Source organism: Sphingopyxis yananensis, from assembly GCF_020687785.1.
In the GTDB taxonomy this organism is placed as follows: Bacteria; Pseudomonadota; Alphaproteobacteria; order Sphingomonadales; family Sphingomonadaceae; genus Sphingopyxis; species Sphingopyxis yananensis.
The window spans coordinates 769751-793968 of the sequence record NZ_JAJEWI010000005.1 but is presented as its reverse complement, the minus strand read 5'-3'; the positions used below and the strand labels follow the sequence as shown (position 1 = coordinate 793968).

At 57.2% G+C, this 24218-nt stretch carries 23 protein-coding genes and 1 other RNA gene; 15 read left to right on the top strand and 9 right to left on the bottom strand.

What is annotated here, in order from left to right; genetic code table 11:
• Positions 1-2: 2 nt before the first annotated feature.
• Positions 3-1622 (top strand): acyl-CoA dehydrogenase family protein, encoded by a 1620-nt coding sequence (locus LKO31_RS06270; protein WP_407699246.1) that lies wholly within the window; start codon positions 3-5, stop codon positions 1620-1622.
• A 21-nt stretch (positions 1623-1643) separates the two neighbouring features.
• Here the strand turns inward: LKO31_RS06270 and LKO31_RS06265 are convergent, their stop codons facing one another.
• Entirely contained in the window at positions 1644-2291 is a 648-nt protein-coding gene (locus LKO31_RS06265) for a cation transporter (RefSeq protein WP_227689308.1), read from the bottom strand.
• Between the two features lie 108 nt (positions 2292-2399).
• Here LKO31_RS06265 and LKO31_RS06260 point away from each other — a divergent pair, with 108 nt between their 5' ends.
• A complete protein-coding gene (locus tag LKO31_RS06260; protein ID WP_227689307.1) occupies positions 2400-2828 on the top strand; it encodes a MerR family transcriptional regulator in 429 nt (142 codons plus the stop codon).
• An 88-nt stretch (positions 2829-2916) separates the two neighbouring features.
• Here the strand turns inward: LKO31_RS06260 and ssrA are convergent.
• Together ssrA and mscL are read right to left on the bottom strand one after the other, a co-directional pair.
• Positions 2917-3269: a transfer-messenger RNA gene (ssrA, locus tag LKO31_RS06255) on the bottom strand.
• A gap of 94 nt (positions 3270-3363) precedes the next feature.
• Entirely contained in the window at positions 3364-3783 is a 420-nt protein-coding gene (gene mscL, locus LKO31_RS06250) for a large conductance mechanosensitive channel protein MscL (protein ID WP_227689306.1), read from the bottom strand.
• Between the two features lie 199 nt (positions 3784-3982).
• On the opposite strand from mscL, the gene LKO31_RS06245 reads away from it, so the two are divergent.
• Genes LKO31_RS06245 through LKO31_RS06230 form a run of 4 tightly spaced genes read left to right on the top strand, consistent with a single transcriptional unit; the run spans position 3983 to position 6722 of the window.
• Complete coding sequence (locus tag LKO31_RS06245) at positions 3983-4579, top strand: LemA family protein (RefSeq protein ID WP_227689305.1); 597 nt, start codon at positions 3983-3985, stop codon at positions 4577-4579.
• Between the two features lie 2 nt (positions 4580-4581).
• On the top strand, positions 4582-5439 hold the full coding sequence (locus LKO31_RS06240) for a TPM domain-containing protein (RefSeq protein ID WP_227689304.1): 858 nt from the start codon (positions 4582-4584) through the stop codon (positions 5437-5439).
• Positions 5440-5452: 13 nt separating this feature from the next.
• Positions 5453-6142 carry a TPM domain-containing protein gene (locus LKO31_RS06235; protein WP_227689607.1) on the top strand — a complete coding sequence of 230 codons (690 nt, stop codon included), beginning with the start codon at positions 5453-5455 and terminating at the stop codon, positions 6140-6142.
• A gap of 37 nt (positions 6143-6179) precedes the next feature.
• The gene (locus LKO31_RS06230) at positions 6180-6722 is read left to right on the top strand and encodes an NUDIX hydrolase (protein ID WP_227689303.1); all 543 of its coding nucleotides are present in this window, start codon (positions 6180-6182) and stop codon (positions 6720-6722) included.
• Positions 6723-6793: 71 nt separating this feature from the next.
• Here LKO31_RS06230 and LKO31_RS06225 read toward each other — a convergent pair whose 3' ends face one another.
• The 5 genes from LKO31_RS06225 to carA form a co-directional block, all read right to left on the bottom strand.
• Positions 6794-8035 (bottom strand): MFS transporter, encoded by a 1242-nt coding sequence (locus LKO31_RS06225; protein WP_227689302.1) that lies wholly within the window; start codon positions 8033-8035, stop codon positions 6794-6796.
• Positions 8036-8355: 320 nt separating this feature from the next.
• Entirely contained in the window at positions 8356-8991 is a 636-nt protein-coding gene (locus tag LKO31_RS06220) for a rhomboid family intramembrane serine protease (protein WP_227689301.1), read from the bottom strand.
• 19 nt (positions 8992-9010) lie between these two features.
• A complete protein-coding gene (greA, locus tag LKO31_RS06215; protein WP_227689300.1) occupies positions 9011-9487 on the bottom strand; it encodes a transcription elongation factor GreA in 477 nt (158 codons plus the stop codon).
• A gap of 94 nt (positions 9488-9581) precedes the next feature.
• Positions 9582-12902, bottom strand: a complete 3321-nt coding sequence (carB, locus tag LKO31_RS06210; protein WP_227689299.1) for a carbamoyl-phosphate synthase large subunit — start codon at positions 12900-12902, stop codon at positions 9582-9584.
• A gap of 124 nt (positions 12903-13026) precedes the next feature.
• Positions 13027-14202 carry a glutamine-hydrolyzing carbamoyl-phosphate synthase small subunit gene (carA, locus tag LKO31_RS06205; RefSeq protein WP_227689298.1) on the bottom strand — a complete coding sequence of 392 codons (1176 nt, stop codon included), beginning with the start codon at positions 14200-14202 and terminating at the stop codon, positions 13027-13029.
• 132 nt (positions 14203-14334) lie between these two features.
• Between carA and LKO31_RS06200 the strand changes: the two genes are divergently transcribed.
• The 3 genes from LKO31_RS06200 (at position 14335) to rpoD (ending at position 18878) form a co-directional block, all read left to right on the top strand.
• Positions 14335-14787, top strand: coding sequence for a GatB/YqeY domain-containing protein (locus tag LKO31_RS06200; protein WP_227689297.1), 453 nt, complete (start codon positions 14335-14337; stop codon positions 14785-14787).
• Positions 14788-14944: 157 nt separating this feature from the next.
• Positions 14945-16834, top strand: coding sequence for a DNA primase (gene dnaG / locus LKO31_RS06195; protein ID WP_227689296.1), 1890 nt, complete (start codon positions 14945-14947; stop codon positions 16832-16834).
• 37 nt (positions 16835-16871) lie between these two features.
• Positions 16872-18878, top strand: a complete 2007-nt coding sequence (gene rpoD / locus LKO31_RS06190) for an RNA polymerase sigma factor RpoD (RefSeq protein WP_227689295.1) — start codon at positions 16872-16874, stop codon at positions 18876-18878.
• Between the two features lie 104 nt (positions 18879-18982).
• Here the strand turns inward: rpoD and LKO31_RS06185 are convergent, their stop codons facing one another.
• Complete coding sequence (locus LKO31_RS06185; RefSeq protein WP_227689294.1) at positions 18983-19273, bottom strand: hypothetical protein; 291 nt, start codon at positions 19271-19273, stop codon at positions 18983-18985.
• A gap of 1 nt (position 19274) precedes the next feature.
• Between LKO31_RS06185 and LKO31_RS06180 the strand changes: the two genes are divergently transcribed.
• From LKO31_RS06180 to LKO31_RS06155, 6 genes are all read left to right on the top strand, one after another.
• Positions 19275-19556, top strand: a complete 282-nt coding sequence (locus LKO31_RS06180; RefSeq protein ID WP_227689293.1) for a PspC domain-containing protein — start codon at positions 19275-19277, stop codon at positions 19554-19556.
• 327 nt (positions 19557-19883) lie between these two features.
• Positions 19884-20561, top strand: a complete 678-nt coding sequence (locus LKO31_RS06175) for a DUF6975 family protein (protein ID WP_227689292.1) — start codon at positions 19884-19886, stop codon at positions 20559-20561.
• 161 nt (positions 20562-20722) lie between these two features.
• On the top strand, positions 20723-21568 hold the full coding sequence (locus tag LKO31_RS06170) for an AAA family ATPase (protein ID WP_227689291.1): 846 nt from the start codon (positions 20723-20725) through the stop codon (positions 21566-21568).
• A gap of 92 nt (positions 21569-21660) precedes the next feature.
• On the top strand, positions 21661-22113 hold the full coding sequence (locus LKO31_RS06165; RefSeq protein WP_227689290.1) for a hypothetical protein: 453 nt from the start codon (positions 21661-21663) through the stop codon (positions 22111-22113).
• A 48-nt stretch (positions 22114-22161) separates the two neighbouring features.
• Complete coding sequence (locus LKO31_RS06160; RefSeq protein WP_227689606.1) at positions 22162-23340, top strand: vWA domain-containing protein; 1179 nt, start codon at positions 22162-22164, stop codon at positions 23338-23340.
• Positions 23341-23399: 59 nt separating this feature from the next.
• On the top strand, positions 23400-24206 hold the full coding sequence (locus LKO31_RS06155) for a lipid II flippase Amj family protein (RefSeq protein ID WP_227689289.1): 807 nt from the start codon (positions 23400-23402) through the stop codon (positions 24204-24206).
• The last annotated feature ends 12 nt before the right edge of the window (positions 24207-24218 follow it).

The following is a 24218-nucleotide window of genomic DNA, read 5'->3' as shown; positions in this document are numbered from 1 at the left end:
GCATGACGCAGATGTTGGACCTGACCGCCGCTGCACAGGCGTTGGTGAGCGCGCAAAACTATTTGTCCACCGCACAGGCTGCCCTCACCCAGCGCCTATCCGCTCGCAAAGTGGATCAGGACCAACGCGCGGCCCATGGTTTCGCATGGGCTGCCACCAGTGTCGCCGCCTTGGAAAGCCTGCTGCACTGGGCCACGACCAACGAGGCTGAGGGCAGCCCCAATGTCATCAACCATGATGTGGTGACATTGGGCTTTGCGGAAACTTTGGCCCAATTGGTCGGCGGCTTGCCGATGGGCCAAAATGAAATCTTTCGTCCCGCCGATTTGGGCGTTAGCGCGGCGGCGCGGACCTTGGCTACAGAGGTCCGCGATTTTCTAGACTCCGACCTTGCCGAACTTCGCGCCCGTCTGGCCTTGGCCCTTGCCGACGGCCAATGGCCCAGCGAAACATTGCACGACAGCGATTTGGACGCCATCCGCGACCAATATCGCCGCTTCACCGATGATGCGATCATCCCCCACGCCCACCAATGGCATTTGGACAATGCGCTGATCCCCGACGCCACCGTGGCGGCCATGGCCGACCTTGGCACCTTTGGCGTCTGCATTGACGAAGAATATGGCGGCCTTGGCCTTGGCAAGCTGGTGATGTGCATCGTCACCGAAGAATTGTCGCGCGGCTGGATTGGCGCTGGGTCGCTGGGCACGCGGTCCGAAATTGCGGGCGAACTCATCGGTATGGGCGGCACCGAAGCACAAAAGGCCGAATGGCTGCCCCGCATCGCCAGCGGGGAAATATTGCCCACCGCCGTCTTCACCGAACCCGACGTCGGTTCGGACCTTGGCAGCCTGCAAACCCGTGCGCGCCGCACCAATGCTGGCTGGCAAATTGACGGCGCGAAAAATTGGATCACCCACGCCGCACGGTCCGACCTCATGACTTTGCTGGCCCGCAGCCTGCCGGACGCCAAGGGCTATGCTGGCCTGTCGATGTTCCTTGTCCCCAAATCACGGGGCAGCGAAGAAATGCCCTTCCCCGACACCGGCCTGACGGGCAGCGAGATCGAGGTGCTGGGCTATCGCGGTATGCGCGAATATGCGCTGCAATTTGACGGCCTGACCTCCCCTGAAACCGCCCTGCTAGGCGGCGAAGAAGGTCAAGGTTTCAAACAGCTTATGCGAACGTTCGAGGGGGCCCGCATTCAAACCGCCGCCCGCGCCGTGGGCGTCGCCCGCCGCGCGCTGGAACTCGGCCTTGATTACGCCAAAACGCGCAAGCAATTCGGCCAAGCCATCCTTCACTTCCCCCGCGTGTCCGACAAAATCGCTATGTCTTTGGTCGATTATGTCATGGCCCGCGAACTCAGCTATATGGCCGCCCGCGCCAAGGATGGCGGTAAACGCTGTGACATCGAAGCGGGCATGGCCAAATTGCTGGGCGCGCGAACCGCATGGTCCAATGCCGATGCCGCCGTGCAAATTCACGGCGGCAATGGCTATGCGATGGAATATGAAATCAGCCGCATTTTATGCGACGCCCGCATCCTCAACATCTTTGAAGGCGCGGCGGAAATTCAGGCGCAAGTCATCGCCAAGGGCTTGGTCGCGGGCCGCAATTAAGCGGCCCGCGCCATAGGATTTTTAGTGGGAGTGCGAGCTACTGGCCGCCAGCGCCTCTTCGCCCAACTCCCCGCGGGCCTGCCGGATGACCTGTGCGCCGCCCCAAATGGCAAGGCTCGCCATAATAGTGGCGACGATCAAATCCGGCCAAGCCTGCCCCGTGCCAAACACACCAAAGGCCGCCGCGATCACCGCCAAATTGCCCAAGGCGTCGTTGCGCGAACAAATCCACACCGACCGCATATTCGCATCCCCCGTGCGATATTTATACAGCATCACCGCCACCAACATATTGGCGACAAAGGCCAAGGCGCCAATCAAGCCCATTGTCTCGGCTTGCGGCGCAGCCCCTGTGGCAAAGCCGTAAATCGCCGATGCCAGCACATACAGGCCGAACAGCAACATGGTCGCTGCCTTCAACAAAGCGGCCCGCGCCCGCCATGCCAAGGCCATGGACGCTACGCCCAAGCTGATCGCATAATTGGCCGAATCGCCTAGAAAATCGAGCGCATCGGCTTGGAGCGCGCGGCTGTCGGCGGACACGCCAGCGACAATCTCCACCAAAAACATCGCGGCGTTGATGACCAGCGCAAACCACAAAATGCGCCGCCAGCGCGGGTTGTTCAGCGCGGTTGTTCCCGATTTGCTGGCGCAGCACGAATCAGCCATCACCAAAGCTCCTTTTCATTTCACTTCGGCACCCCATATGCACCCTGTAGCAACTACAGGGTCAAGTCCCAAAAGAGCTAGGAACAAGAGGCCCCGAAAGATGACATCATGAAAATTGGTCAACTCTCCGCGGCGACAGACACCAATGTCGAAACCATCCGCTATTATGAACGCATTGGTCTACTGCCCCACCCCGCGCGCACCGACGCAGGCTATCGCAGCTATGACGAAAGCCACCGGTCGCGCTTGGCCTTTGTTCGCCACAGCCGTGATTTGGGCTTCACCATTGATGAAATTCGCTCGCTGCTGGACCTGTCGGACCACCCCGACCGCGATTGTAGCGAAGCCGACCTCATCGCATCCCGCCATTTGGAACAAGTGGAACGCAAAATCGCCCAGCTCAGCGGGCTACGCGACGAATTGTCGCGCATCGTCGGGCGCTGCCGTGGCGGTTTGGCTGGTGACTGCCGCGTGATCGATGCATTGGCCGATCACAGCCATTGCGGCCATGCACACCAAGGGCCGGTCACGCTGTAACGACCAAGCACATTATAAAGTCGGTCCAGAAATCTAGCTATGTAGGAAAGGTGGGACGATTCTGTTGCCCGGCTCGTCCCCAGCCGCTGGTCTCCGATTCTGTTGCCCGGTTCGGTCCAAACCGCGTTCTTTTAGTATAATCTTAGGCCGTGAGGCTTTATTGATTACGCTGCGAGAGCGAGTGCGTCGTTATCGTTAGCACTTATAGTTTTGAGCCTTGAACGGGTTACTCAGCCCGAATGAAAACACCGTCTTTGAACACACGTCGATCCTAGTTCGGCCCCTTCAGAAGCCCGCATCGCCCAAGGCTTTGCGAGTTTGTGGTGGAGCCGCCGGGTACCGCCCCCGGGTCCGCTGTGTCTATTCCACGGCACAGTTTATCATCATAGCTGGCAAGCCAGCACGACCTATATAGGAAAGCCGCCCGCGCAAGGGAAGAGCGCGGGCGGCCTATTTTGCATATTTTTACACCTATCGCGGTGAAAAGGGCGGAAATAATGGGTTCAGCCAGCCCGCATAGCGGACCAAATAGCCCTTATTTCCGGCGCAGTTCGTCGCGAATTTCAGCCAAAATTTCAACTTCGGTCGGACCAGCAGGGGCTTCTTCGGCGGGCTTGATCAGCTTGGATGCCTGACGCACCAACAAAAACACCACAAAGGCCAACAGCACAAAATTGATCACAGCGGTCACAAAGCTGCCTAGCGCCATAATATTGGCACCAGCCGCCTTAGCCGCCGCCAAGGTCATTCCGTCTGCCACCTTGTCACCGCCACTAAGCACCAGATATTGATTGGAAAAATCAACACCGCCGCCCGTAACAAAGCCGATGAAGGGCATCAACACATCGTCGGTCAGCGACGACACAATTTTACCAAAGGCCCCGCCGATAATCACACCAACGGCCAAGCCCATGACATTGCCTTGGTTCAAGAAGGCTTTGAAATCTTTCAGCATAAAACACCTCTTTTGCCCAAGTTGGATGGGCGACATACGCGCTTTTATGTGCGGCAATCATTGCAGCCGCGCAAGGCCCCCACTATATTATTACCCAATGCGCGTGGTTTTCGGCCGCGATGCACCAAAGCGTGCGGCTTTGCGCCGCGACACATATCACCGCACGGCATATTGCCGCGCTAAGGGAGTTTACCCGCTTATGGCTCTGCGTTCCGCCCGTTGGATGATCCTGCCCGTCGCCGCCATGTCGCTGTCCGCTTGTGGCATCAACAGCGTGCCCACCAAGGAAGAGGCCGCCAAAATGCAATGGGCCAATGTCGAGGCCGCCTATCAGCGCCGCGCCGACTTGATCCCCAATTTGGTCGAAACCGCCAAGGGTGCCGCCAAGATCGAGCAATCGACCCTGCAAGGCGTGATCGAAGCCCGCGCCCAAGCCACGCAGGTGAAATTATCGGCGGATGACCTGAGCGATCCGGCCAAGGTTCAACAGTTCCAACAAGCCCAAGGCGCGGTTTCCGGCTCGCTGGGCCGTTTGTTGATGACGGTCGAACAATATCCCGACCTGAAAAGCCAAGCGCGTTTCGCCGATTTGATGACGCAATTGGAAGGCACGGAAAACCGTATCAATATCTCGATCCAAGATTATAACAAATCGGTTCAAGATTATAACACCACCATCCGCACCTTCCCCGACATCATCGGTGCCAAGATCATTCATGGTGCCAGCCCGATGACCCCATATCGCGCCGTCACCCCCAATGCGAATGTCGCACCCAAGGTTGATTTCGGCCAATAATTGTGACCCTTCGCGCCCTTTTCCGTCCCTTGGCGGCCGCATTGTCCTTGGCTTTGCTGTCGCTCACGGCTTCGCCTGTACTGGCGCAGGACTTTCCCAAACTGACGGGACGTGTGGTCGATCAGGCCAATATCATCCCCGACGCCCAAGAAACGGCCCTAAACCAAAAGCTAGCCCAGCTTGAAAGCGATTCAGGGCGGCAATTGGTGGTCGCCACCATCGCCGACCTGCAAGGGCGCGAAATTTCCGACTATGCTTATCGTCTGGGCCGCGAATGGGGCATCGGCGATAAACAACGCAATGACGGCGTGGTCTTTTTGATCGCGCCGAACGAGAAGCGCATGAATATTTCGGTCGGCATGGGGCTGGAGCCCGTGCTGACGGACGCCCTGTCTGGCCGCATCATCCGCGATCTGGTCGCCCCGCGCTTTCGCGAAAATGATTTTGCGGGCGGCATTGATGCGGGCGTTAACGCCATCGCCGAGCAAATCACCCTGCCCCCCGAAGAAGCCGCCGCCCGCGCTGCGGCGGCCGCCAATGCCGAACAGAAACGCGGCGAAAGCGGCAATATGGGCGGGCTGTTCTTCATCTTGTTCATCGTCTTTATCTTCTTTGTCATCCCCGCCTTGGTATCGCGCAAATCCGGTAAAAAGCATCGCCGCAAACAACCATGGGGCAGCCAGCGCCGCGACGATGACGATGATGATCGCAGCGGCGGCATGGGTATGCCGATCATCATCTTCCCATCTGGCGGCGGCGGCGGTTGGGGCGGCAGCAGCGGCGGCGGCGGTTTTGACTTGGGCGGCTTTATGGGCGGCGGCGGCAGCTTCGGCGGCGGCGGCGCGTCGGGCGGTTGGTAAGGAAAAATATCTGATGGCTTATCACCCACCCCTGCATGTCAGCGCAGCGGACCACCAACTGGTCAGCGATGCGGTGGCCTTGGCGGAACGCCATACCAGCGGCGAAATCGTCACCGTCTTGGCCCGCCAGTCCGACGGATATGACGATATCGCCTTGGTCTGGGCCAGCATCATCAGCTTTGTCGGCATGTCGCTGTTCGCGCTATTCCCCGAATGCACGCAGGGCCTTTATGACCGGATCATCGGTGGCTGGGGTCATGGCCTGACGCCCAACCAATGGCTGGGGCTGGTCATCGCAGCGGGCGTCCTCATCTGGATTGCCGCATGGGCAGCCATGCTGTGGCGTCCCTTGCGCCTGTTCCTCACCCCGCGCAGCATCCGCGCGGCCCGCGTCCGTGCCAAGGCGATTAACCTGTTCCGCGTTGGCGCAGAGGGCAAGACCATGGGCCGCACCGGCGTCTTGCTGTTCGTCAGCCTGAATGAACATCGCGCCGACATTGTCGCGGACAGCGAAATCGCCAACAAAGTAGACCCCGCCATATGGGGCGATGCCATGGCCGCCTTGATCGACCATGTCCGGCGCAACGAAGCTGGTAAAGGTATGGCCGAAGCCGTGCGCCAAATGGGCATCGTGCTGGCCCAGCACTTCCCCCAAGACGACGATAATCCCAATGAATTGCCGGATCGTTTGATCGAACTCTGACCCCGACCATCCATCCCCTCTCCCCAAGGACCAGACCATGACTCGTCCAGCACCAGACGCCCCCGTCGAAACCCCATGGCAAGGGCGGTATATCGCTGTCAAAACCAAGGGAAGCTGGGAATATGTCTCGCGCCCAGGCGGGGTCCATGCCGCCGTCATCCTGCCGCTGGATGATGGGGAGGATGGCCGTCACGTCATTTTGGTCGAACAATATCGCGTGCCCTTGGGCAAAAATTGCATCGAACTGCCCGCAGGCCTTGTGGGCGACGAAATGGTTGGCGAAGCGGCCTTTGACGCGGCACGTCGCGAATTAGAGGAAGAAACCGGCTATATCGCCAATTTGTGGGAAGATGCGGGCCAATATTATTCCTCCCCCGGTATGGTCAGCGAAGGCTTTTCGCTGTTCGTCGCCAAATATCTCACCAAAGTCGGTGACGGCGGCGGGGTCGGGGGCGAGGACATCATGGTCCACCGCGTCAAACTGGATGATGTCCCCCATTTCCTGTCCCGAAAGCGCGCCGAAGGCGCAGGCGTTGACGTACGCGTCCTGATGCTGCTGGGCGCGGGCCTCATCGGCTAATCGGCTAATCGGCTCGATCCCGCCCAACCCAGCACGCCCTGCCCCCGCGCAGCATCGTTCTGCTCAGCACACTAAACGGCGGCGGGTTGCACTGGTGCCCGATAAGCCAGCGATGCGGCCATACAGGCTACTGACACAAGGCAGGCCGCACTCGCGGCCACCAAGACCATCGTGTAACTTCCGGACATGTCCCGCAGCAAACCAGCAACCGGCGGTGACAAGAAATTGGGAATCACCACAAACACGCCCGACACGCCCATGACTTTCGCCAAATTCGACGCATCAAACACATCCGTGAAGGCCACCACCATGGCAGCATAAACACCCGCACCGGCCATACCCATCACAATGGCATCGGCAATCAATACCGGCATATTGGGGTCAAAAAGGAAAATGACCCACGTCCCCGCCTGCACCAGCCCGTTGACGATCAACGAACGCAAGCCGCCAACACGATCCGCCAGCCAACCGAACATCATCGATCCCACGGCCCCTGCGCCGCCCGACACCGCCAACAACATGGTCGCATCGGCCAATGACAAGCCACGCTCCGCCGTCAGGGCGACCAGATGCGAAATTTTGATCATCCCGCTGCCGTTCAGCACACCGATACCAATCACCATCAACCAAAAATCAGCGCGGCGCAAAAGCTGACCGGAACTGAGCAGCACCCCGCCATGCCCATCATTTGCTTCGTCGCTCGCCGTATATTGGTCGGCATATCCAGCAGGATAAAAGGGCCGATCTTTTACGAACAGCAACAGCGGCAGCATCAACAAATTGACCGCCGCCATGGCCCAAAACACGGCTTGCAGGCCATATGTTTCCAATATGGGTGTACAGGCCAATGGCACCAGCATGACGCCAAGCGGTATCATCATAATGCCAATGGCCCGCCCTTTCGTTCCGGGAAACCAGTTACTGATCAAAATACTGCCCGGAAAATTGCCCGCGAACAGCACGCCCGGCCCAACAAGCAGCAAATAGGCCGTCAGGAACCACCATATATTCGGGGCCACCGCCAGCGCGGCATATCCCAAAGAACCCAGAACGACCCCGAAGATCATCGTCGAACGGATGGAGAAACGTTCAATCAAGCGTGTCGCGGCGGGCGCAAAGACACCAAAGGCCACCAGCACCAACGAGGCACCAAGCGACGCCAAAGTACGCGATGTCGCATATTGCTGCTCAATCGCGAGGACCAAGACCCCAAAAGAACCGATCCCAAGCCCAATAGCGAAATTCTGTGCTGCGAAGGCGAGACCAACCATGCGCCATGCGCCTTCGGCTGGCCTATCAAGGCTGATTTGCATGTCCATCCTGCTTTTATATTGCGTGGATGTCATGGATTAGCGGGGGCAGAGTAAATGTATAGGCCCAACACACGCAGTCCACACACAATATAAAAACGCACATGATAAATTTCCGAAACAATCATATCATGATTGCGTCAAAACATGCTCTTTTAACAGCGATTAAGTGAGGCCAAGCAGCTATATCGTACGCCGCTGGGCAAACCACCACATGCTGTTGCAATGAACCGCGCCGCTTAAATATTTTAGGGATTGGCGACGAAGCCATCGAGCCTATCTGTCAAATCCCTACGGGACGCCCAAATGACTAGGTCTTGACCCTAACGCCCCGCGCGAAAGCGCCAGCGCAGCAAAGGCCGCGCCATCAACAATCCGGCAACAAAGCCACCGACATGCGCCCAAATGGCAATATTACCCATGCCGCCGCCCGCCAAGCCAATTAGCAGTTGCAGGCCAATCCATGCCGCCGCCAGCCACAAAGCACGCACAATATGGCCGGGAATGGGGCCAATGGCCGGCGTCTTGCTTTGGCTAAAGATCAAGGCATAGACCGCGATCAGCGACGATATCGAACCGCTGGCGCCGATCATCGGCATCATGTCCATCGGTGATGCCACATATTGCATCAACGCGCCGCCCAACATCCCCGCCAGCAAGATCGCCGCCATCGCTTTGGCCCCCAAGGGTGCCTCCAATTGGCGGCCAAGGAAAATCAGGATCAACATATTAAAGAATAAATGCATCGCCCCGCCATGCAAAAAGGCCGAACTAATGGGCGTCAATATCGCGGGCAGCATCCACAAATCGGGCGGAGCCACGGCCCCAGAAAAACGGGCCGGAATGAAACCAGCGCCGACAATGGCGGCATTATGCAGCCCCGTCAGCACCAGCCCAAAATGCAAAAGGACGCAAGCGGCGGCAAAGCCGCTGATGAGCGGGGCCGTCTGCGTCCTCATGCTTTATCTCTTTCGAAAATCAGATGAATTCAATTTTGGTGACCAAATAATATTTGTCACCCGACGGAACCGTCACTTCGATTTCATCGTCCAGCTTGCGGCTGATCAGCGCACGGCCCAGCGGCGAATTATAGCTGATCCTGCCAGCCTTCGCATCCGCTTCGGCATGACCAACAATCTGATAACGCACAGGCTTTTCATTTTCGTCTTCCAACGTCACCGTGGCTCCGAAAACGATCCGATCCCCCGACAGGGTTGTTGGGTCGATCACCTGTGCGCGCGCCAGCTTGTCTTCCAAGTCGCCAATGGTGGCTTCCACCTGCCCCTGACGTTCTTTGGCCGCGTGATATTCAGCATTTTCGGACAGATCGCCATGCGCGCGTGCTTCTTCGATCGCATCAACGATCAAAGGACGTTCTGCTTTCAAAGCCGCCAATTGCGTCGTCAGCTTTTCATAGCCTTCCGCCAGCATCGGCACTTTTTCAACGCTTGCCATTCTTCACTCGTCCTTCGTGTATACCCTGTTATCCGCGTCCACCGCCGGTCGGCTGCGCCATATGTGCCGGCGATGTCGGGATTATAAGCGAACCTCAATAATAGTCTTGAAGCGGCTTAACTTCAAGAGAGCGAGCGCGAAGGGCACCAATTGCCGCTGCGGCAGCCACGCTGCCCGCCGCTGTGGTGTAATAGGCCAGATCCGCTGTCAGCGCCGAAGCACGGATTGATGCGCTGTCCTGATGGCTCTGCCAACCCTCGGTGGTGTTGAAAATCAACTGGATATCGCCGTCCTTAATCCGGTCAACGATATGAGGACGACCTTCTGCTACCTTGTTGACGCGCTCGACATCCAGCCCCGCCTTGATCAGATAATCGGCGGTGCCGCCCGTGGCGACAACCTTCCAACCCATCGCGAGCAAATCACGTACGGGTTCCACGATGCGCGGTTTGTCGCTGTCCTTCACCGACACGAACAAGCGCCCTTCGGTGGGCAAGCGATCACCCGCACCCAATTGCGCCTTGGCAAAGGCAATATTGAAATTGCTATCAATGCCCATGACTTCGCCGGTCGACTTCATTTCTGGCGACAACACAGGGTCGGTGCCGGGGAAACGCGCAAAGGGGAATACCGCTTCCTTCACCGCCACATGGTCAATGTCACGGTTGATCTTCGGCAGATCCTTCAATTTCTCACCCGCCATCACGCGCGCCGCAATCTTGGCGATGGGCGAGCCGACAGCCTTGGCAACGAAAGGCACGGTACGGCTGGCGCGTGGGTTCACTTCAATCAGGTAAACCTCGCCGTCCTTTACCGCATATTGCACGTTCATCAGGCCGCGAACCTGCAAAGCGCGGGCCAGTGCGTCGGTCTGGCGTTCAATTTCGGCCACAACCTCGGCAGGCAAACTATAGGGCGGGATGGAACAAGCGCTGTCACCCGAGTGGATGCCCGCTTCTTCGATATGCTGCAACACACCAGCCACAACCACATCGTCGCCGTCGCACAAGGCGTCCACGTCCACCTCAATCGCGTCGCGCAAATAACGGTCGATCAACACGGGCGAACTGCCCGAAACCTGCACCGCCGTTTCGATATAATTGTTGAGCTGCGCTTCGTCATCGACGATTTCCATCGCGCGGCCACCCAAAACATAGCTGGGGCGTGTCAGCACCGGATAGCCAATGCGCGCCGCCACCGCGACTGCTTCTTCGCGGCTGCGGGCAATACCATTTTCGGGCTGCTTCAGGCCCAATTTGTTGATCAGCGCCGCGAAACGCTCGCGGTCTTCGGCCAAGTCAATCGCGTCGGGCGACGTGCCGAGGATCGGGATACCAGCGGCTTCCAAATCACTCGCCAATTTCAACGGGGTTTGACCGCCAAATTGCACGATGACACCCGCCAGCGTGCCCTTCGACTGTTCAACAGCCAAAATTTCCAGAACATCTTCGGTGGTCAAGGGTTCGAAATAGAGGCGGTCCGACGTGTCATAGTCGGTCGAAACCGTTTCTGGGTTACAATTGACCATGATGGTTTCATAGCCTGCATCTTCCAGCGCAAAGCAAGCGTGGCAGCAGCAATAGTCAAACTCAATGCCCTGCCCGATACGGTTCGGACCACCGCCCAAAATCACCACCTTTTTGCGCTCGGACGGATTGGCTTCGCATTCCGGCTCACCAAAGGTTGGCGCTTCATAGGTGGAATAAAGATAAGGCGTTTTCGCCGCAAATTCCGCCGCGCAAGTGTCGATGGTCTTGAACACCGGACGCACGCCCAATTTGTGGCGCAAATCGCGGACATCCTTTTCGCTGACAGCGCCCGTCATCGCCTTGATCGCATCGTGCAAAATGCCGCTGCCGCGTGCGGCGGCTCGGTCGGTTCCCGGGCGCAGGTTCGCGGATTGCAGCGCCAAATAGGCCAAACGCTTGTCGGAAAAGCCCATGGCTTTCAAATGGCGCAAACCAGCAGCATCGCGCGGCAGGCCATTTTCCAACACCTCATTTTCAGCGTCGACAATTTCCTTGATCCGCTCAAGGAACCACATGTCATAACCCGCCACGCGGTTGATGTCGGCCAAGGGCAAGCCTTCGCGAATGGCCTGCGCGGTGTTCAGCAAACGGTCCGGCGTACGCTGGGCCAATTCGCTGCGGAGCTGATCATGGCTCGCGCCGACCAAGCGGTCGACAACATTAAAGCCCGACAGGCCGGTTTCCAGACCGCGCAGCGCCTTTTGCATCGATTCATGAATGTTACGGCCAATCGCCATCACTTCGCCCACCGACTTCATCGCGGTGGACAAAGTGGCTTCCGAACCCTTGAATTTTTCAAAGGCAAAGCGCGGGATTTTGGTGACAACATAGTCAATCGTTGGTTCAAACGACGCAGGGGTCACGCCCGTAATGTCGTTGACGATTTCGTCCAGCGTATAACCCACCGCCAGCTTGGCCGCGACCTTGGCAATGGGGAAGCCCGTTGCCTTGGATGCCAGCGCCGACGAACGCGACACGCGCGGGTTCATTTCGATGACGATCAAGCGGCCATCCTTGGGATTCACCGCAAATTGCACGTTGGAACCGCCGGTTTCGACGCCAATTTCACGCAGCACCGCGATGCTGGCGTTACGCATGATCTGATATTCTTTGTCGGTCAGGGTCAGTGCAGGCGCAACAGTGATGCTGTCGCCGGTATGCACGCCCATCGGATCGACATTTTCAATCGAACAGATGATGATGCAATTGTCCTTGCGGTCCCGCACCACTTCCATTTCAAATTCTTTCCAACCCAGCAATGATTCTTCGATCAAGACTTCGTTGGTCGGCGAAGCGGTCAGGCCGCCGCGCACAATATGTTCAAATTCTTCGCGGTTATACGCAATACCGCCGCCCGTGCCGCCCAAGGTGAAGCTAGGACGAATGATCGACGGCAGGCCCGTGCGCTCCAAAACTTCAAAGGCTTCTTCCAATGTGTGCGCCACGCCCGAACGCGCACTTTCCAGCCCAATTTTGTCCATCGCATTGCGGAATTTCAGGCGATCCTCGGCCTTATCAATGGCTTCGGCGTCCGCGCCAATCATTTCCACGCCAAATTTCGCCAAAGTGCCATCCTGCGCCAGCGCCAACGCCGTGTTCAGCGCCGTTTGCCCGCCCATCGTTGGCAACACCGCATCGGGGCGTTCCTTTTCAATGATCTTGGCGACGATTTCCGGCGTGATCGGCTCGACATAGGTCGCATCCGCCAAATCGGGGTCGGTCATGATGGTCGCAGGGTTGCTGTTGACCAGCACGATGCGATAGCCCTCTTCCTTCAGCGCCTTAATCGCCTGAGTGCCGCTATAGTCAAACTCGCACGCCTGACCGATCACGATCGGGCCAGCGCCAATAACGAGGATGGATTGAATGTCGGTTCTTTTCGGCATGAGCGTTTCTTCTTTGGCGATGATCTTGCTGGCGGGGTCCAATGCTGGACCAACAAGATGGGGGCAATGGGGCGTTACGTCGGTCAGGCCGCTGCCCCCATCAAGGGCCAGCGGCCGAAATATCTTAGGCCGTCAGGTCGCTAACAAAGCGTTCAAACAGGTAAAAACTATCCTGCGGACCGGGGCGGGCTTCGGGGTGATATTGCACACTAAATGCCTTTTTGTTGGTAAAGGCTAGGCCGCAATTGCTGCCGTCAAACAAGCTTTTGTGCGTTTCCACCACGCCGCTGGGCAGGGTTGCGGCATCCACCGCAAAGCCGTGGTTCATGCTAGTGATTTCCACCTTGCCATCTTCTGCGCGCTGAACCGGATGGTTCGCCCCGCGATGCCCTTGATGCATTTTGATTGTCTGTGCCCCTGCGGCCAGTGCCAGCAATTGGTGGCCCAAACAAATGCCAAAGATCGGCACGTCTTTATCCAACAAGGCTTGAATGACGGGAACCGCATATTCGCCCGTTGCCGCCGGATCGCCTGGACCATTGGACAAGAAGACGCCCGCCGGTTCCAGCGCCAAAATATCGGCCAAAGGCGTTTTGGCTGGCACCACGGTCACCCGCGCTCCGGCGTCCACCAAGGCGCGGAAAATGCTGTGCTTACCACCGAAATCCATCGCCACCACATGGGGGCGGCCCGCCGCGTCGCTGTCCGCATAGCCTTCGCCCAAGGTCCAGATGCCGCCTGTCCATGTGCCCACATCGTGGCGCGACACGTCTTTGGCCAAATCCGAACCTTCCAGCCCGCTCCAGCCGCGCGCCTTGGCCAGCAATTCGTCCAGATCAAAAATGCCATCGGGGCTGTGGGCAATCACGCCATTGGGCGCGCCCGCATCGCGGATACGGCGGGTCAGGGCGCGGGTATCAATGCCCGAAATGCCGATCAACCCTTGCGCCGTCATCCATTCCGGCAGCGTCTGTTCGCTGCGGAAATTGCTGGGCATGGTTGGCATTTCGCGTGTGATACAGCCAATACCGCCGCGCCGGTCGCGTTCCATATCTTCGCTATTCACACCGACATTGCCGATATGGGGGAAGGTAAAGGTGATGATTTGCCCCGCATAGCTGGGGTCGGTCAGAATTTCCTGATATCCGGTCATCGACGTATTAAAGCAAATTTCGCCAACACCAGCACCAGCAGCGCCAAATCCGACGCCCCACAATATGGTGCCGTCGGCAAGAATAAGAACCGCAGTGGCGCCTTTTGGCGGGGTTGCGGGCGCGGCAGATGGGTTGGCTGGTGCCATTAAGCAATGCTCCGGTTCGGGGGGCTAAACGGCCGATCAGTTATGCCGGAAAAATTTGATTCACAATCTATCGAATTAAAAATTTTCCCGCTAGAAAGATTTTTTCCGAAATTGCAGCGAATAGGGACACGCATGATTCGCGATAACATCAAGGCTGCGCAAATTGCCGCCATGAAAGCCGGCGAAAAGTCTCGGCTGGCCACCATTCGCCTGATGCTGGCCAAAATTCAGGAACGCGACATTGAACTGCGCACCGGCACCGCGCCCGCAGATGATGATGTGCTGGTTACCGACGTTTTGCAAAAAATGGTCAAGCAGCGCCGCGAATCCATCACCATGTATAATGACGGCGGCCGCCCAGAATTGGCGGCGATTGAATCCGCCGAAGTGGTGGTGATCGAAGAATTTCTGCCGACCCAGCTCAGCGAAGCCGAAGCCACAGCCGCCATCAAGGCCATTGTGGACGAAATCGGCGCCACCAGCGTCAAAGATATGGGCCGCGTCATGGCCACCGTCAAAGAACGGCACGGCACGGTTTTGGACATGAGCAAGGCTAGCGGCTGGGTGAAAGCCGCGCTCAGCTAAACCCCATAAAAACAGGCAATAGGGCGGCGATGGGCGGCACAGGCTGCTTTCGTCGCCCTTTTTCGTGGGCCACCTCCGTTGCACCCACCGCGCCCCTTGCTGACCCGCTTTTCTCCTCCCTCGACTTTACCGGCCCGCTGGGGCTAAGAGAGCGATTATGGCGCTGACCCCCCAATGGCTGGACGAATTACGGTCCCGTATCACTTTGTCGTCCTTGGTGGGACGCACGGTCAAGGTGACGCGCGCGGGCCGCGAATATAAGGCTTGCTGCCCCTTCCATCACGAAAAATCGCCCAGCTTCACGATCAATGATGAAAAAGGTTTTTATCACTGCTTTGGCTGCGGCGCGCATGGCGATGCCATCCGCTGGATGACCGAACATCGCGGGCTGGGCTTTATGGACGCGGTCAAGGAATTGGCCGGCGAAGCTGGCATGGACGTCCCTGCCCCCGACCCCCGCGCCGCCAAAAAGGCCGAAGAACAAGCCAGCCTGCGCGATGTCGTACAAGCCGCCGCAGACTGGTTCACCCACCAATTAAATATCGGCAGCGGCACCAGTGCCCGCAATTATCTGGCGCGGCGCGGCATTTCGGAACGCACGGCCCAGGCTTTTGGTTTTGGCCTCGCCCCCGACAATCGCACGGCGCTAAAAGAAGCACTGTCCAAATTCCCCACACCGATGCTGGTCGAAGCGGGAATGCTGATCGCGGTTGACCACAAAGATCCTTATGACCGCTTCCGTGGCCGGCTGATGATCCCCATTCGCGATGCGCGTGGCCGCGTCATTGCCTTTGGTGGGCGCATCTTGGGCGACGGCGAACCCAAATATCTCAACTCCCCCGACACGCCCTTGTTCGACAAGGGCCGCACCTTATTCAATCTGGACAAGGCCAGTCCGGCCTCGCGCCAGACGAACCGCGTGATTGTCGTCGAAGGCTATATGGACGTTATCGCGCTGGCCGAAGCCGGCATTCATGACGCCGTTGCACCGCTCGGCACAGCGCTGACGGAACAGCAAATCACCATGTTGTGGCGCATGGTATCGGTGCCCATCCTATGCTTTGATGGCGATGGTGCGGGGCAAAAGGCCGCGATGCGCGCCGCCATGCGCGCCCTGCCGATGCTGCAACCCGGCCATAGCTTGGCCTTTGCCACCCTGCCCCAAGGCCAAGATCCCGACGATTTGGTCCGTGCCAAGGGCCCCGATGGCCTCAATGCTTTGCTCGGTGAGGCCCAGCCTTTGGTGGACAAACTCTGGTCGCACGAGGTCGCCGCTGGATCATTATCGACGCCCGAGGAACGCGCCGCCCTAAAAGCGCGTTTATTGAGTCATGCCGACACCATCCAAGACCCCGATGTCCGTCACCATTACCGCGAGGCTTTTCGCGCGCGACTCGATGAATATTTCGCCCGCAAACGTCCCGAACGGGCGGCGTCCCAGCCATGGACAGGCGGTAATGCGCGGCGCGGCGGTAAAAAATTCGTCCCCGATCCGCGTTTTCAGCCGCCCGTCCAAGAAACCCACCGCATCAGCCGCGTCGGCATTGCGAACCAATATGCCGCCGCGCTTTTGGCAGGCTTGCTACGGCATCCTGCGGCTTTGCGCCGCAATGAGGACGCCTTATCGCGCCTGTCCATCCCCGATTCTGATGACGCAATCTTGCTTGGCCACATGCTTGACATCGCAAACAGCGAAGAAGGGCTTGATACCGAGCGGTTGCTTGCCATATTGGGGTCAATGAAAGTGTATAATAGGGCAACGACATTGCTTCGGGCCGATGGAATGCGCTTTTCATTCACACGGCCGCTTTGTCCACAAACAGAAACAGAGGGAACGCCAGCACGGGAAACCGCGCTGCGTGATCTCGAAGAATATATCGGCGTGTTGGTTACCCAACCGGAAATTCGCGAAAGGCTGGCGAGGGCCACCGCAGATTTTCAACGCACGATGGACGAGGCAGGCCTAGAGCGACAGCAAAAGCTTCGCGCGATGGACGAAGAATTAACCCGCCGTCTGGCCGCCCTCTCCGAGAATGGCCCGATGTGAAACTCTATTTCGCCCCAAAGGCAGGAATGACGAACGAATGGCAAGCAACACCGAAGCCGACACAGATGCACCGCTGATCGACCTGAATGAAGCGGACGTCAAAAAGCTGATCGCCCGTGGCAAAAAGCGCGGCTATCTGACTTATGACGAACTGAATGAAGCTTTACCTCAGGACCAAATGTCTTCGGAACAAATCGAAGATATTATGTCGGCTATTTCCGATATGGGCATCAACATCGTCGAAAGCGACGAAGATGTCCAAGAAGAAGCCGAACAGGAATCGGGCGGCGATGACGACGCCGATCTGGTCAACACCTCGGGCAGCCTGTCGGCCCCTGCCATTGAAAAGAAAAAAGAAACCGTCGATCGCACGGACGATCCGGTTCGCATGTATCTGCGCGAAATGGGCGCGGTGGAATTGCTGTCGCGCGAAGGCGAAATCGCCATTGCCAAGCGCATCGAAGCTGGTCGCGACACCATGATTTTGGGCCTATGCGAAAGCCCGCTGACGTTTAACGCGATCATCGACTGGTCGAACGCGCTGAACAATGGCGAAATGCAGCTGCGCGAAATCGTCGATTTGGAAGCCATGCTGGTCAAAGACCCGGCTCCCGAAAATATGGAAGACGAAGAAGGCGCAGACGGCGAAATCAGCGAGAAAACCGCTGGCGTCACGTTCAAGGACGATGACGACGATAGCAGCGAAGAGTCCTCCGGCGAAGATGGCGAAGGCAATAGCTCCAAGGGCGAAGGCTTTGAAGAGGAAGAGGAAGATAACACCCTCTCACTCGCCGCGATGGAAGAATTGCTGAAACCCGACGCGCTGGAAAAATTCGCCAACATCACCGCCAGCTTCAAGGCTTTCTCCAAGCTGCAAAACGCCCGTCTTGACGCCTTGTCCAACGGCGGCGAATTTCCTGCGGCGTCCGAAAAGAAATATCACAAGCTGCGCGAAGAATTGACCACGCAGGTCGAAAGCGTGCAATTCCACGGCACCAAGATCGAATTTTTGGTCGACCAGCTTTACAGCTATAACCGCCGCCTCACGGCGCTGGGCGGTCAAATGCTGCGCCTAGCGGAACGCCACAAGGTGCAACGCAAAAGCTTCCTCGATAATTATGTTGGCCGCGAACTCGAAGAAAATTGGCTGGATGCGGTTGGCAAAATCGACAAAAAATGGGCAGCCTTTGCTGAAAATGAAGGCGCCACAGTCGAACGCATCCGCTTGGAAGTAAATGAAATCTCCCAAGCTGCCGGCATGAGCCTGCCGGAATTTCGCCGTGTCGTGAACATGGTGCAAAAGGGCGAACGCGAAGCGCGCATCGCCAAAAAGGAAATGGTCGAAGCCAATCTGCGCCTCGTCATTTCCATCGCCAAAAAATATACCAATCGCGGCCTGCAATTCCTCGACCTGATTCAAGAAGGCAATATCGGCCTGATGAAGGCTGTGGATAAGTTTGAATATCGCCGTGGTTATAAATTCAGCACCTATGCGACATGGTGGATTCGTCAGGCCATCACCCGCTCCATCGCCGATCAGGCGCGCACCATCCGTATTCCGGTGCATATGATCGAGACGATCAACAAGCTGGTGCGCTGCAGCCGTCAATTCCTGCACGAATCGGGCCGCGAACCAACGCCTGAGGAAATGGCAGAACGTCTGTCCATGCCGCTGGAAAAGGTCCGCAAGGTGATGAAAATCGCCAAGGAACCGATCAGCCTCGAAACCCCCATCGGCGACGAAGAAGACAGCCACCTCGGCGACTTCATCGAAGACAAAAACGCCATCATCCCTGTGGATGCCGCCGTTCAGTCGAACCTCAAGGAAACCGTGACCCGCGTTCTCGCCAGCCTGACGCCGCGCGAAGAACGTGTGCTGCGTATGCGCTTTGGTATCGGCATGAACACCGACCATACGCTTGAAGAAGTGGGCCAACAGTTCAGCGTGACCCGCGAACGTATTCGTCAGATCGAGGCCAAGGCGCTGCGCAAGCTGAAGCACCCATCGCGCAGCCGCAAAATGCGCAGCTTCCTCGACCAATAATGAACCCGCCGCTTGGCATCACGCCAAGAAATGGGGCAAAGCTGTTGAAATAACAATATATCGAAAAGCAAAGGGCGTCTGTCGCAACAGGCGCCCTTTTTTCGTCATGAAATATTCATCATCATCGCACTATTGACGCCAGTGTAAACAAACATCATAGGGACCAAATCACGAATCGGGCCCATTATCCAAAAACCAATTGGTGGGAAAATGACCCAATATTCAGCAAATACTTCGCCGCATCCGGCAATATCTCGAAAAAAGCATCCCCAAAAAATAGGGTTTTTCGCGATCTGACGAATTTGGCACGCGCTTTGCTTAATCTGATTTGCATCACCCTTCGGTGACACGAACCAACCCCAGCGGCCGGACGCCGCAGTGATAAGGACAAGCAAGATGGCTCTCCCCGGCAATCTTTTTACACGTGACGACACGCTGTTCGGTATCTGCGAAGGCTTGGGTCAGGATCTTGGCTTCAACCCTTTGTGGTTGCGCCTTGCCTTTCTGCCGGCGCTATTCTTCTTTCCCAAGCTGACCTTTGCCATTTACGCCTTTTTGGGTTTGATCGTCTTTGCCTCGCGCAAGCTATTCCCCGCGCCCAGCACCTCCGCCGAACAAGCAGAGGCCGTACAGCCCAGCCCCCTTCCCGCAGACAGCGACCTGCGGCTGGCGGCCTAAACGCCGACATCATCATAACATCGAAAACGGGCGCTGCCCCGCCACTCCTACAGCAGCGTCCGAATCAGCATAAACCCTTACGGCCAATCATCGGCCGAACCGCTCTGCTCCATCCGCTTTGAGCAAAATTTATTTCCATAATTTTTCGTAACTTAACCAAAATCAGTCATTCCGCCCCAGTGCGGGACACTATTGCGCGAAATTTCATCCACCGCGCCCCCGATCATAAACCTGCTGTTTACGCTCCCATCTTATAAGCCATGAGGAATGAGCCGGACGCGCCATAGGCGCACCATGCGCTCTCAGGGCCGCAAAGAGGAAGCAAAGTTGAGTCACCAGCCCCTAGTTCAGCCATGCGAAGACAGCATATCCGAACGTCTGGACAACGCCGTCGCGCGTCATGGCACAGGGGCGCACGCACATATCCTCAGCGGCTGTATGAATCGCGGTCCCAATGCCATGCGCAATCTGGCCGACGCCGTTCATTTCCTATGTATTCTTCATGGCCGCTTCCCGGCCATTATCGACCATGCAGCCCGCATCAACGCCGAACCCTTGTCCAGCCGCTGGATGACCGAAGCCTCTGAGGCTTTCACCCAAGAACGCCGTTTGTTGCTGCAAATGGCCTCCGCCCTTGGCCCGGTGCCCAGCACCCCTGGCCAAGCCCGATCCGAAGCCGCCGTCAACGCCCAATGCCGCGCACTCGACATGCTGGCCCAATCGGAACGGCGCGGTTGCGCCTTGGGCGCGTCCATCACCTTGATGCTCGAATGGCGGACTATCCGCGTGCTGATGGACCTTAGTGCTGACAAGCTGGACCTGAAACCGGTTGAATGTAGCCTGCCCGATTTGCGCCTGACGGCCCGCACCGCCGAAGAAGCAGCGGCGAACCCCGCCATTGAACGGGCGATGATGTTTGGCGCCGATCAATTGCTGCTCCAGCATCGCAGTTTGTGGGACTTGCTGGCCGTTCGCACCGCCGCGCGCGATGCTAGCGGATATTAAACGCCAAACTTTCTTGTCCGCACGCCCCTTCACGGCAGCATCGCCCACATAGTATCCCTTGTCCTTCGCCAGCGAATGCCGACATGGGCTTGCGCAGGCCAAATCCGCTCGCTATGCCCAAAGTCAAATTGACGTTCACGTTAAGGGAAAGGCGCGCGTTCATGCGGTTTAGTGGAACCAGCAACTATATTGCGACAGAAGATCTCAAGGTCGCGGTCAACGCGGCAACCATGCTGCGCCGCCCTTTGCTCATCAAGGGCGAACCGGGAACTGGCAAAACCGTGCTGGCCGAGGAAATCTCCAAAGCCTTTGACGCCCCGCTGATCACATGGAACATCAAATCCACCACCAAGGCCCAGCAAGGCCTGTATGAATATGATGCGGTGGCCCGCCTACGCGACGGCCAATTGGGCGAAGAGCGCGTCCATGACATCCGCAACTACATCCGCAAAGGCAAATTATGGGAAGCCTTTACCGCCCCCAAATTGCCCGTCCTTTTGATCGACGAAATCGACAAAGCGGACATCGAATTCCCGAACGACTTGCTTCAGGAACTCGACCGTATGGCCTTCCACGTCTATGAAACCGACGAAACCATCACCGCTGCCGAGCGTCCGATTGTCGTCATCACGTCGAACAATGAAAAAGAATTGCCGGACGCCTTTTTGCGCCGCTGCTTTTTCCATTATATCAAATTCCCCGACCGTGACACGATGGCTGAAATCGTCGAAGTGCATTTCCCCGGCATTCAAAAAACCTTAGTCAGCCGTGCGCTCGATATTTTCTATGACGTGCGCGATGTACCGGGCCTCAAGAAAAAGCCGTCGACCAGCGAATTAATTGATTGGCTAAAATTGCTTCTCAACGAAGCTATGCCTTTGGAAATATTGCAAAACCGCGACGTCAGCAAAGCTATTCCGCCGCTGCATGGCGCTTTGCTAAAGAATGAGCAAGACGTCATGCTGTTTGAAAAGCTGGCGTTTATGGCCCGCCGTCAGGGCAATTAAGCCTTGCGACCATCATGGTCCTGCCCCAAGATTTGCGACCGACCAACATAGGTCGGCGCAAATAATAAAGTAAAATAAGTGGGAGTGGGAATATGACAGGATCGGGCCGCCGTGCATCCAGCGCCATTTCAATCAGCGGATGGGCGACCAAAATATCTTTAGGCGGCATGGTTTTGGCCATGACAATGTCCAGCCAAGCGAGCGCCCGGCACAAATTCCTAGAATGCAACACTGTCTCCAATGCCCATATTTTGGCATCAGACGGCACATTTCTGGGAAGCCTCAGCCCCGCATCGCGGCCTGACAGTGTGTTAAACAAGACCGGCCCCTATGGCAGCCGAACAGCGGGCAATGGCCTGTGGAATATCAATGGCCCCTATGGCTCCATCTCATCGGAAAAAAGCCCGATGAACGGTGCTGGCGGACGCCCCGCCTCGGTGGTGAAAGACGGTAAAGAAGTGGGGAAATTGATGCGCGGCAGCCTGCGCACATGGATCGAGGACCCCGCAAAGCTGGTGCAACGCTGCTATGGCTTTCAGCCATAAACAGTCGGGACACCTCCCTTCCACTGCTTCATGAAGTGAATGACAGCTATGTTTTTCGGTTTTCTGGATGAGCTTCGCACCGCTGGCATCCCTGCCAGCCTGAAAGAGCATCTCATGCTGTTAGAAGCGCTGGATCGGGAGGTGATCGACCGCACGCCCGAACAATTTTATTATCTAAGCCGCGCTATCTACGTCAAAGACGAGGGGATGCTCGACCGCTTCGACCAAGTGTTCAACAAAGTCTTCAAAGGCTTGCTGACCGACTATGGCCAAAATCCGGTAGACATCCCCGAAGATTGGCTGAAGGCAGTAGCCGAAAAATTCCTGACCGCCGAAGAAATGGCCAAAATCGAATCCCTTGGTTCATGGGAAGAGATTATGGAAACGTTGAAAAAGCGGCTGGAGGAACAGCAAAAGCGCCACGAAGGCGGCAATAAATGGATTGGCACAGGCGGCACCAGCCCGTTCGGCAACAATGGCTATAATCCCGAAGGGGTGCGCATTGGCGGCGAAAGCAAACATAAGCGCGCCCTAAAAGTATGGGAAAAGCGCGAATTTGCGAATCTCGACAGCACCAAGGAATTGGGCACGCGCAACATCAAAATTGCGCTTCGCCGTTTGCGCAAATTCGCCCGCACAGGCGCGGCGGATGAATTGGACATTGCGGGCACCATCGACGGCACCGCCCGCCAAGGCTGGCTGGACATTAAAATGCGCCCCGAACGGCGCAATGCCGTGAAATTATTGCTATTCTTGGATGTCGGCGGATCAATGGACCCGTTCATCAAGCTGTGCGAAGAATTGTTCAGCGCGGCAACCAGCGAATTTAAAAATCTCGAATTTTTCTATTTCCACAACTGCCCCTATGAAGGCGTGTGGAAAGACAATAAGCGCCGCTGGTCGGAACGCACCCAAATGTGGGACATTCTGCACAAATATGGCCATGATTATAAAGCCGTGTTCATCGGCGACGCCAGCATGAGCCCCTATGAAATCACCCATCCGGGCGGCAGCGTGGAACATTTTAACGAAGAAGCGGGCGCGGTGTGGATGCAGCGCATCACCCATGTCTATCCGGCCGCTGTCTGGCTGAATCCCGTGCCAGAGCCGCATTGGGGTTACACCCAATCCATCAAATTGATCAAACAATTGATGAATGACCGCATGTATCCGCTCACCCTTAGCGGGCTGGATGATGCCATGCGGGAATTGACGCGCAAACATTAAGCGCCGATGGCATAGGCTGAACTGCTTCAGGGAGGCTGGCCATAGGGCTGGCAGCCAATATGCTCGATTTGCCGCTGCTCATCATTTTATGCCTCACCGGCTTTATTAACCTGATCGGTGCGCTGGCCTATGCTGCGCGCATCGCGGGGGTGCGGACGCGGCGTATCGCCATGTCCTTCGCCTTGTTCAATATTTTGGTGCTGTTTTCGCGCACATCCAACAGCTTCCTTGGCCCCTTCCTTGCCAAACGCATCGAGACGCGCATCCATAATGGCAGCGGAGAGGCCCTGTTTTTCGACATGCAATTGGTGCTGGCCGCCGCCAGCATCGCCACCTTGCTCGGCATTTTGCTGGTCCCCACGGGTCAGCGCTTATTCGCCACCGCCATCGGCTGGTATCAAAACCACCGCTCAACCACCAAATTGGCGATCAAGGCCGCCAGCCCTTCTGGCATCAAAGCGGCATGGCGCGCCCTTACCCTGCCCAGCCTCAACAATCTTAGAAATTGGCATATGCCCAAGGGGATTAGCTGGGGCGTGTTGATCGCCAATGCGGCGGCGCAAAGCCTGCTGGCCGTGGGTGTCGTCGCCAGTCTCTATGCGGGCTATCTCGCCCCCGAATTTCGCGTCACCGCATCCCAGCTTTCCGCCGTCATCAACGGTTTTGCAACCATCTTGCTGTTCGCCTTCATCGACCCGCAATTGGGTGTGATGACCGATGACGCGGTGGAAGGCAAAGTAGGCGAGGCTGATTTCCGCCGCGCGGTGACGCTGATCAGCTACAGCCGCCTGATCGGCACGGTGCTAGCCCAGCTCCTCCTCCTCCCCGCCGCCGCCCTCATCGCCTATATCGCAGTTCATGTATGAAAAAGGCGGGGT

Coding starts and splice junctions, on each gene's coding strand:
- LKO31_RS06270 (WP_407699246.1), top strand. CDS start 3: ATGACGCAGATGTTGGACCTGACCGCCGCTGCACAGGCGTTGGTGAGC.
- LKO31_RS06265 (WP_227689308.1), bottom strand. CDS start 2,291: ATGGCTGATTCGTGCTGCGCCAGCAAATCGGGAACAACCGCGCTGAAC.
- LKO31_RS06260 (WP_227689307.1), top strand. CDS start 2,400: ATGAAAATTGGTCAACTCTCCGCGGCGACAGACACCAATGTCGAAACC.
- mscL (WP_227689306.1), bottom strand. CDS start 3,783: ATGCTGAAAGATTTCAAAGCCTTCTTGAACCAAGGCAATGTCATGGGC.
- LKO31_RS06245 (WP_227689305.1), top strand. CDS start 3,983: ATGGCTCTGCGTTCCGCCCGTTGGATGATCCTGCCCGTCGCCGCCATG.
- LKO31_RS06235 (WP_227689607.1), top strand. CDS start 5,453: ATGGCTTATCACCCACCCCTGCATGTCAGCGCAGCGGACCACCAACTG.
- LKO31_RS06230 (WP_227689303.1), top strand. CDS start 6,180: ATGACTCGTCCAGCACCAGACGCCCCCGTCGAAACCCCATGGCAAGGG.
- LKO31_RS06225 (WP_227689302.1), bottom strand. CDS start 8,035: ATGCAAATCAGCCTTGATAGGCCAGCCGAAGGCGCATGGCGCATGGTT.
- LKO31_RS06220 (WP_227689301.1), bottom strand. CDS start 8,991: ATGAGGACGCAGACGGCCCCGCTCATCAGCGGCTTTGCCGCCGCTTGC.
- greA (WP_227689300.1), bottom strand. CDS start 9,487: ATGGCAAGCGTTGAAAAAGTGCCGATGCTGGCGGAAGGCTATGAAAAG.
- carB (WP_227689299.1), bottom strand. CDS start 12,902: ATGCCGAAAAGAACCGACATTCAATCCATCCTCGTTATTGGCGCTGGC.
- carA (WP_227689298.1), bottom strand. CDS start 14,202: ATGGCACCAGCCAACCCATCTGCCGCGCCCGCAACCCCGCCAAAAGGC.
- LKO31_RS06200 (WP_227689297.1), top strand. CDS start 14,335: ATGATTCGCGATAACATCAAGGCTGCGCAAATTGCCGCCATGAAAGCC.
- dnaG (WP_227689296.1), top strand. CDS start 14,945: ATGGCGCTGACCCCCCAATGGCTGGACGAATTACGGTCCCGTATCACT.
- rpoD (WP_227689295.1), top strand. CDS start 16,872: ATGGCAAGCAACACCGAAGCCGACACAGATGCACCGCTGATCGACCTG.
- LKO31_RS06180 (WP_227689293.1), top strand. CDS start 19,275: ATGGCTCTCCCCGGCAATCTTTTTACACGTGACGACACGCTGTTCGGT.
- LKO31_RS06170 (WP_227689291.1), top strand. CDS start 20,723: ATGCGGTTTAGTGGAACCAGCAACTATATTGCGACAGAAGATCTCAAG.
- LKO31_RS06165 (WP_227689290.1), top strand. CDS start 21,661: ATGACAGGATCGGGCCGCCGTGCATCCAGCGCCATTTCAATCAGCGGA.
- LKO31_RS06160 (WP_227689606.1), top strand. CDS start 22,162: ATGTTTTTCGGTTTTCTGGATGAGCTTCGCACCGCTGGCATCCCTGCC.
- LKO31_RS06155 (WP_227689289.1), top strand. CDS start 23,400: ATGCTCGATTTGCCGCTGCTCATCATTTTATGCCTCACCGGCTTTATT.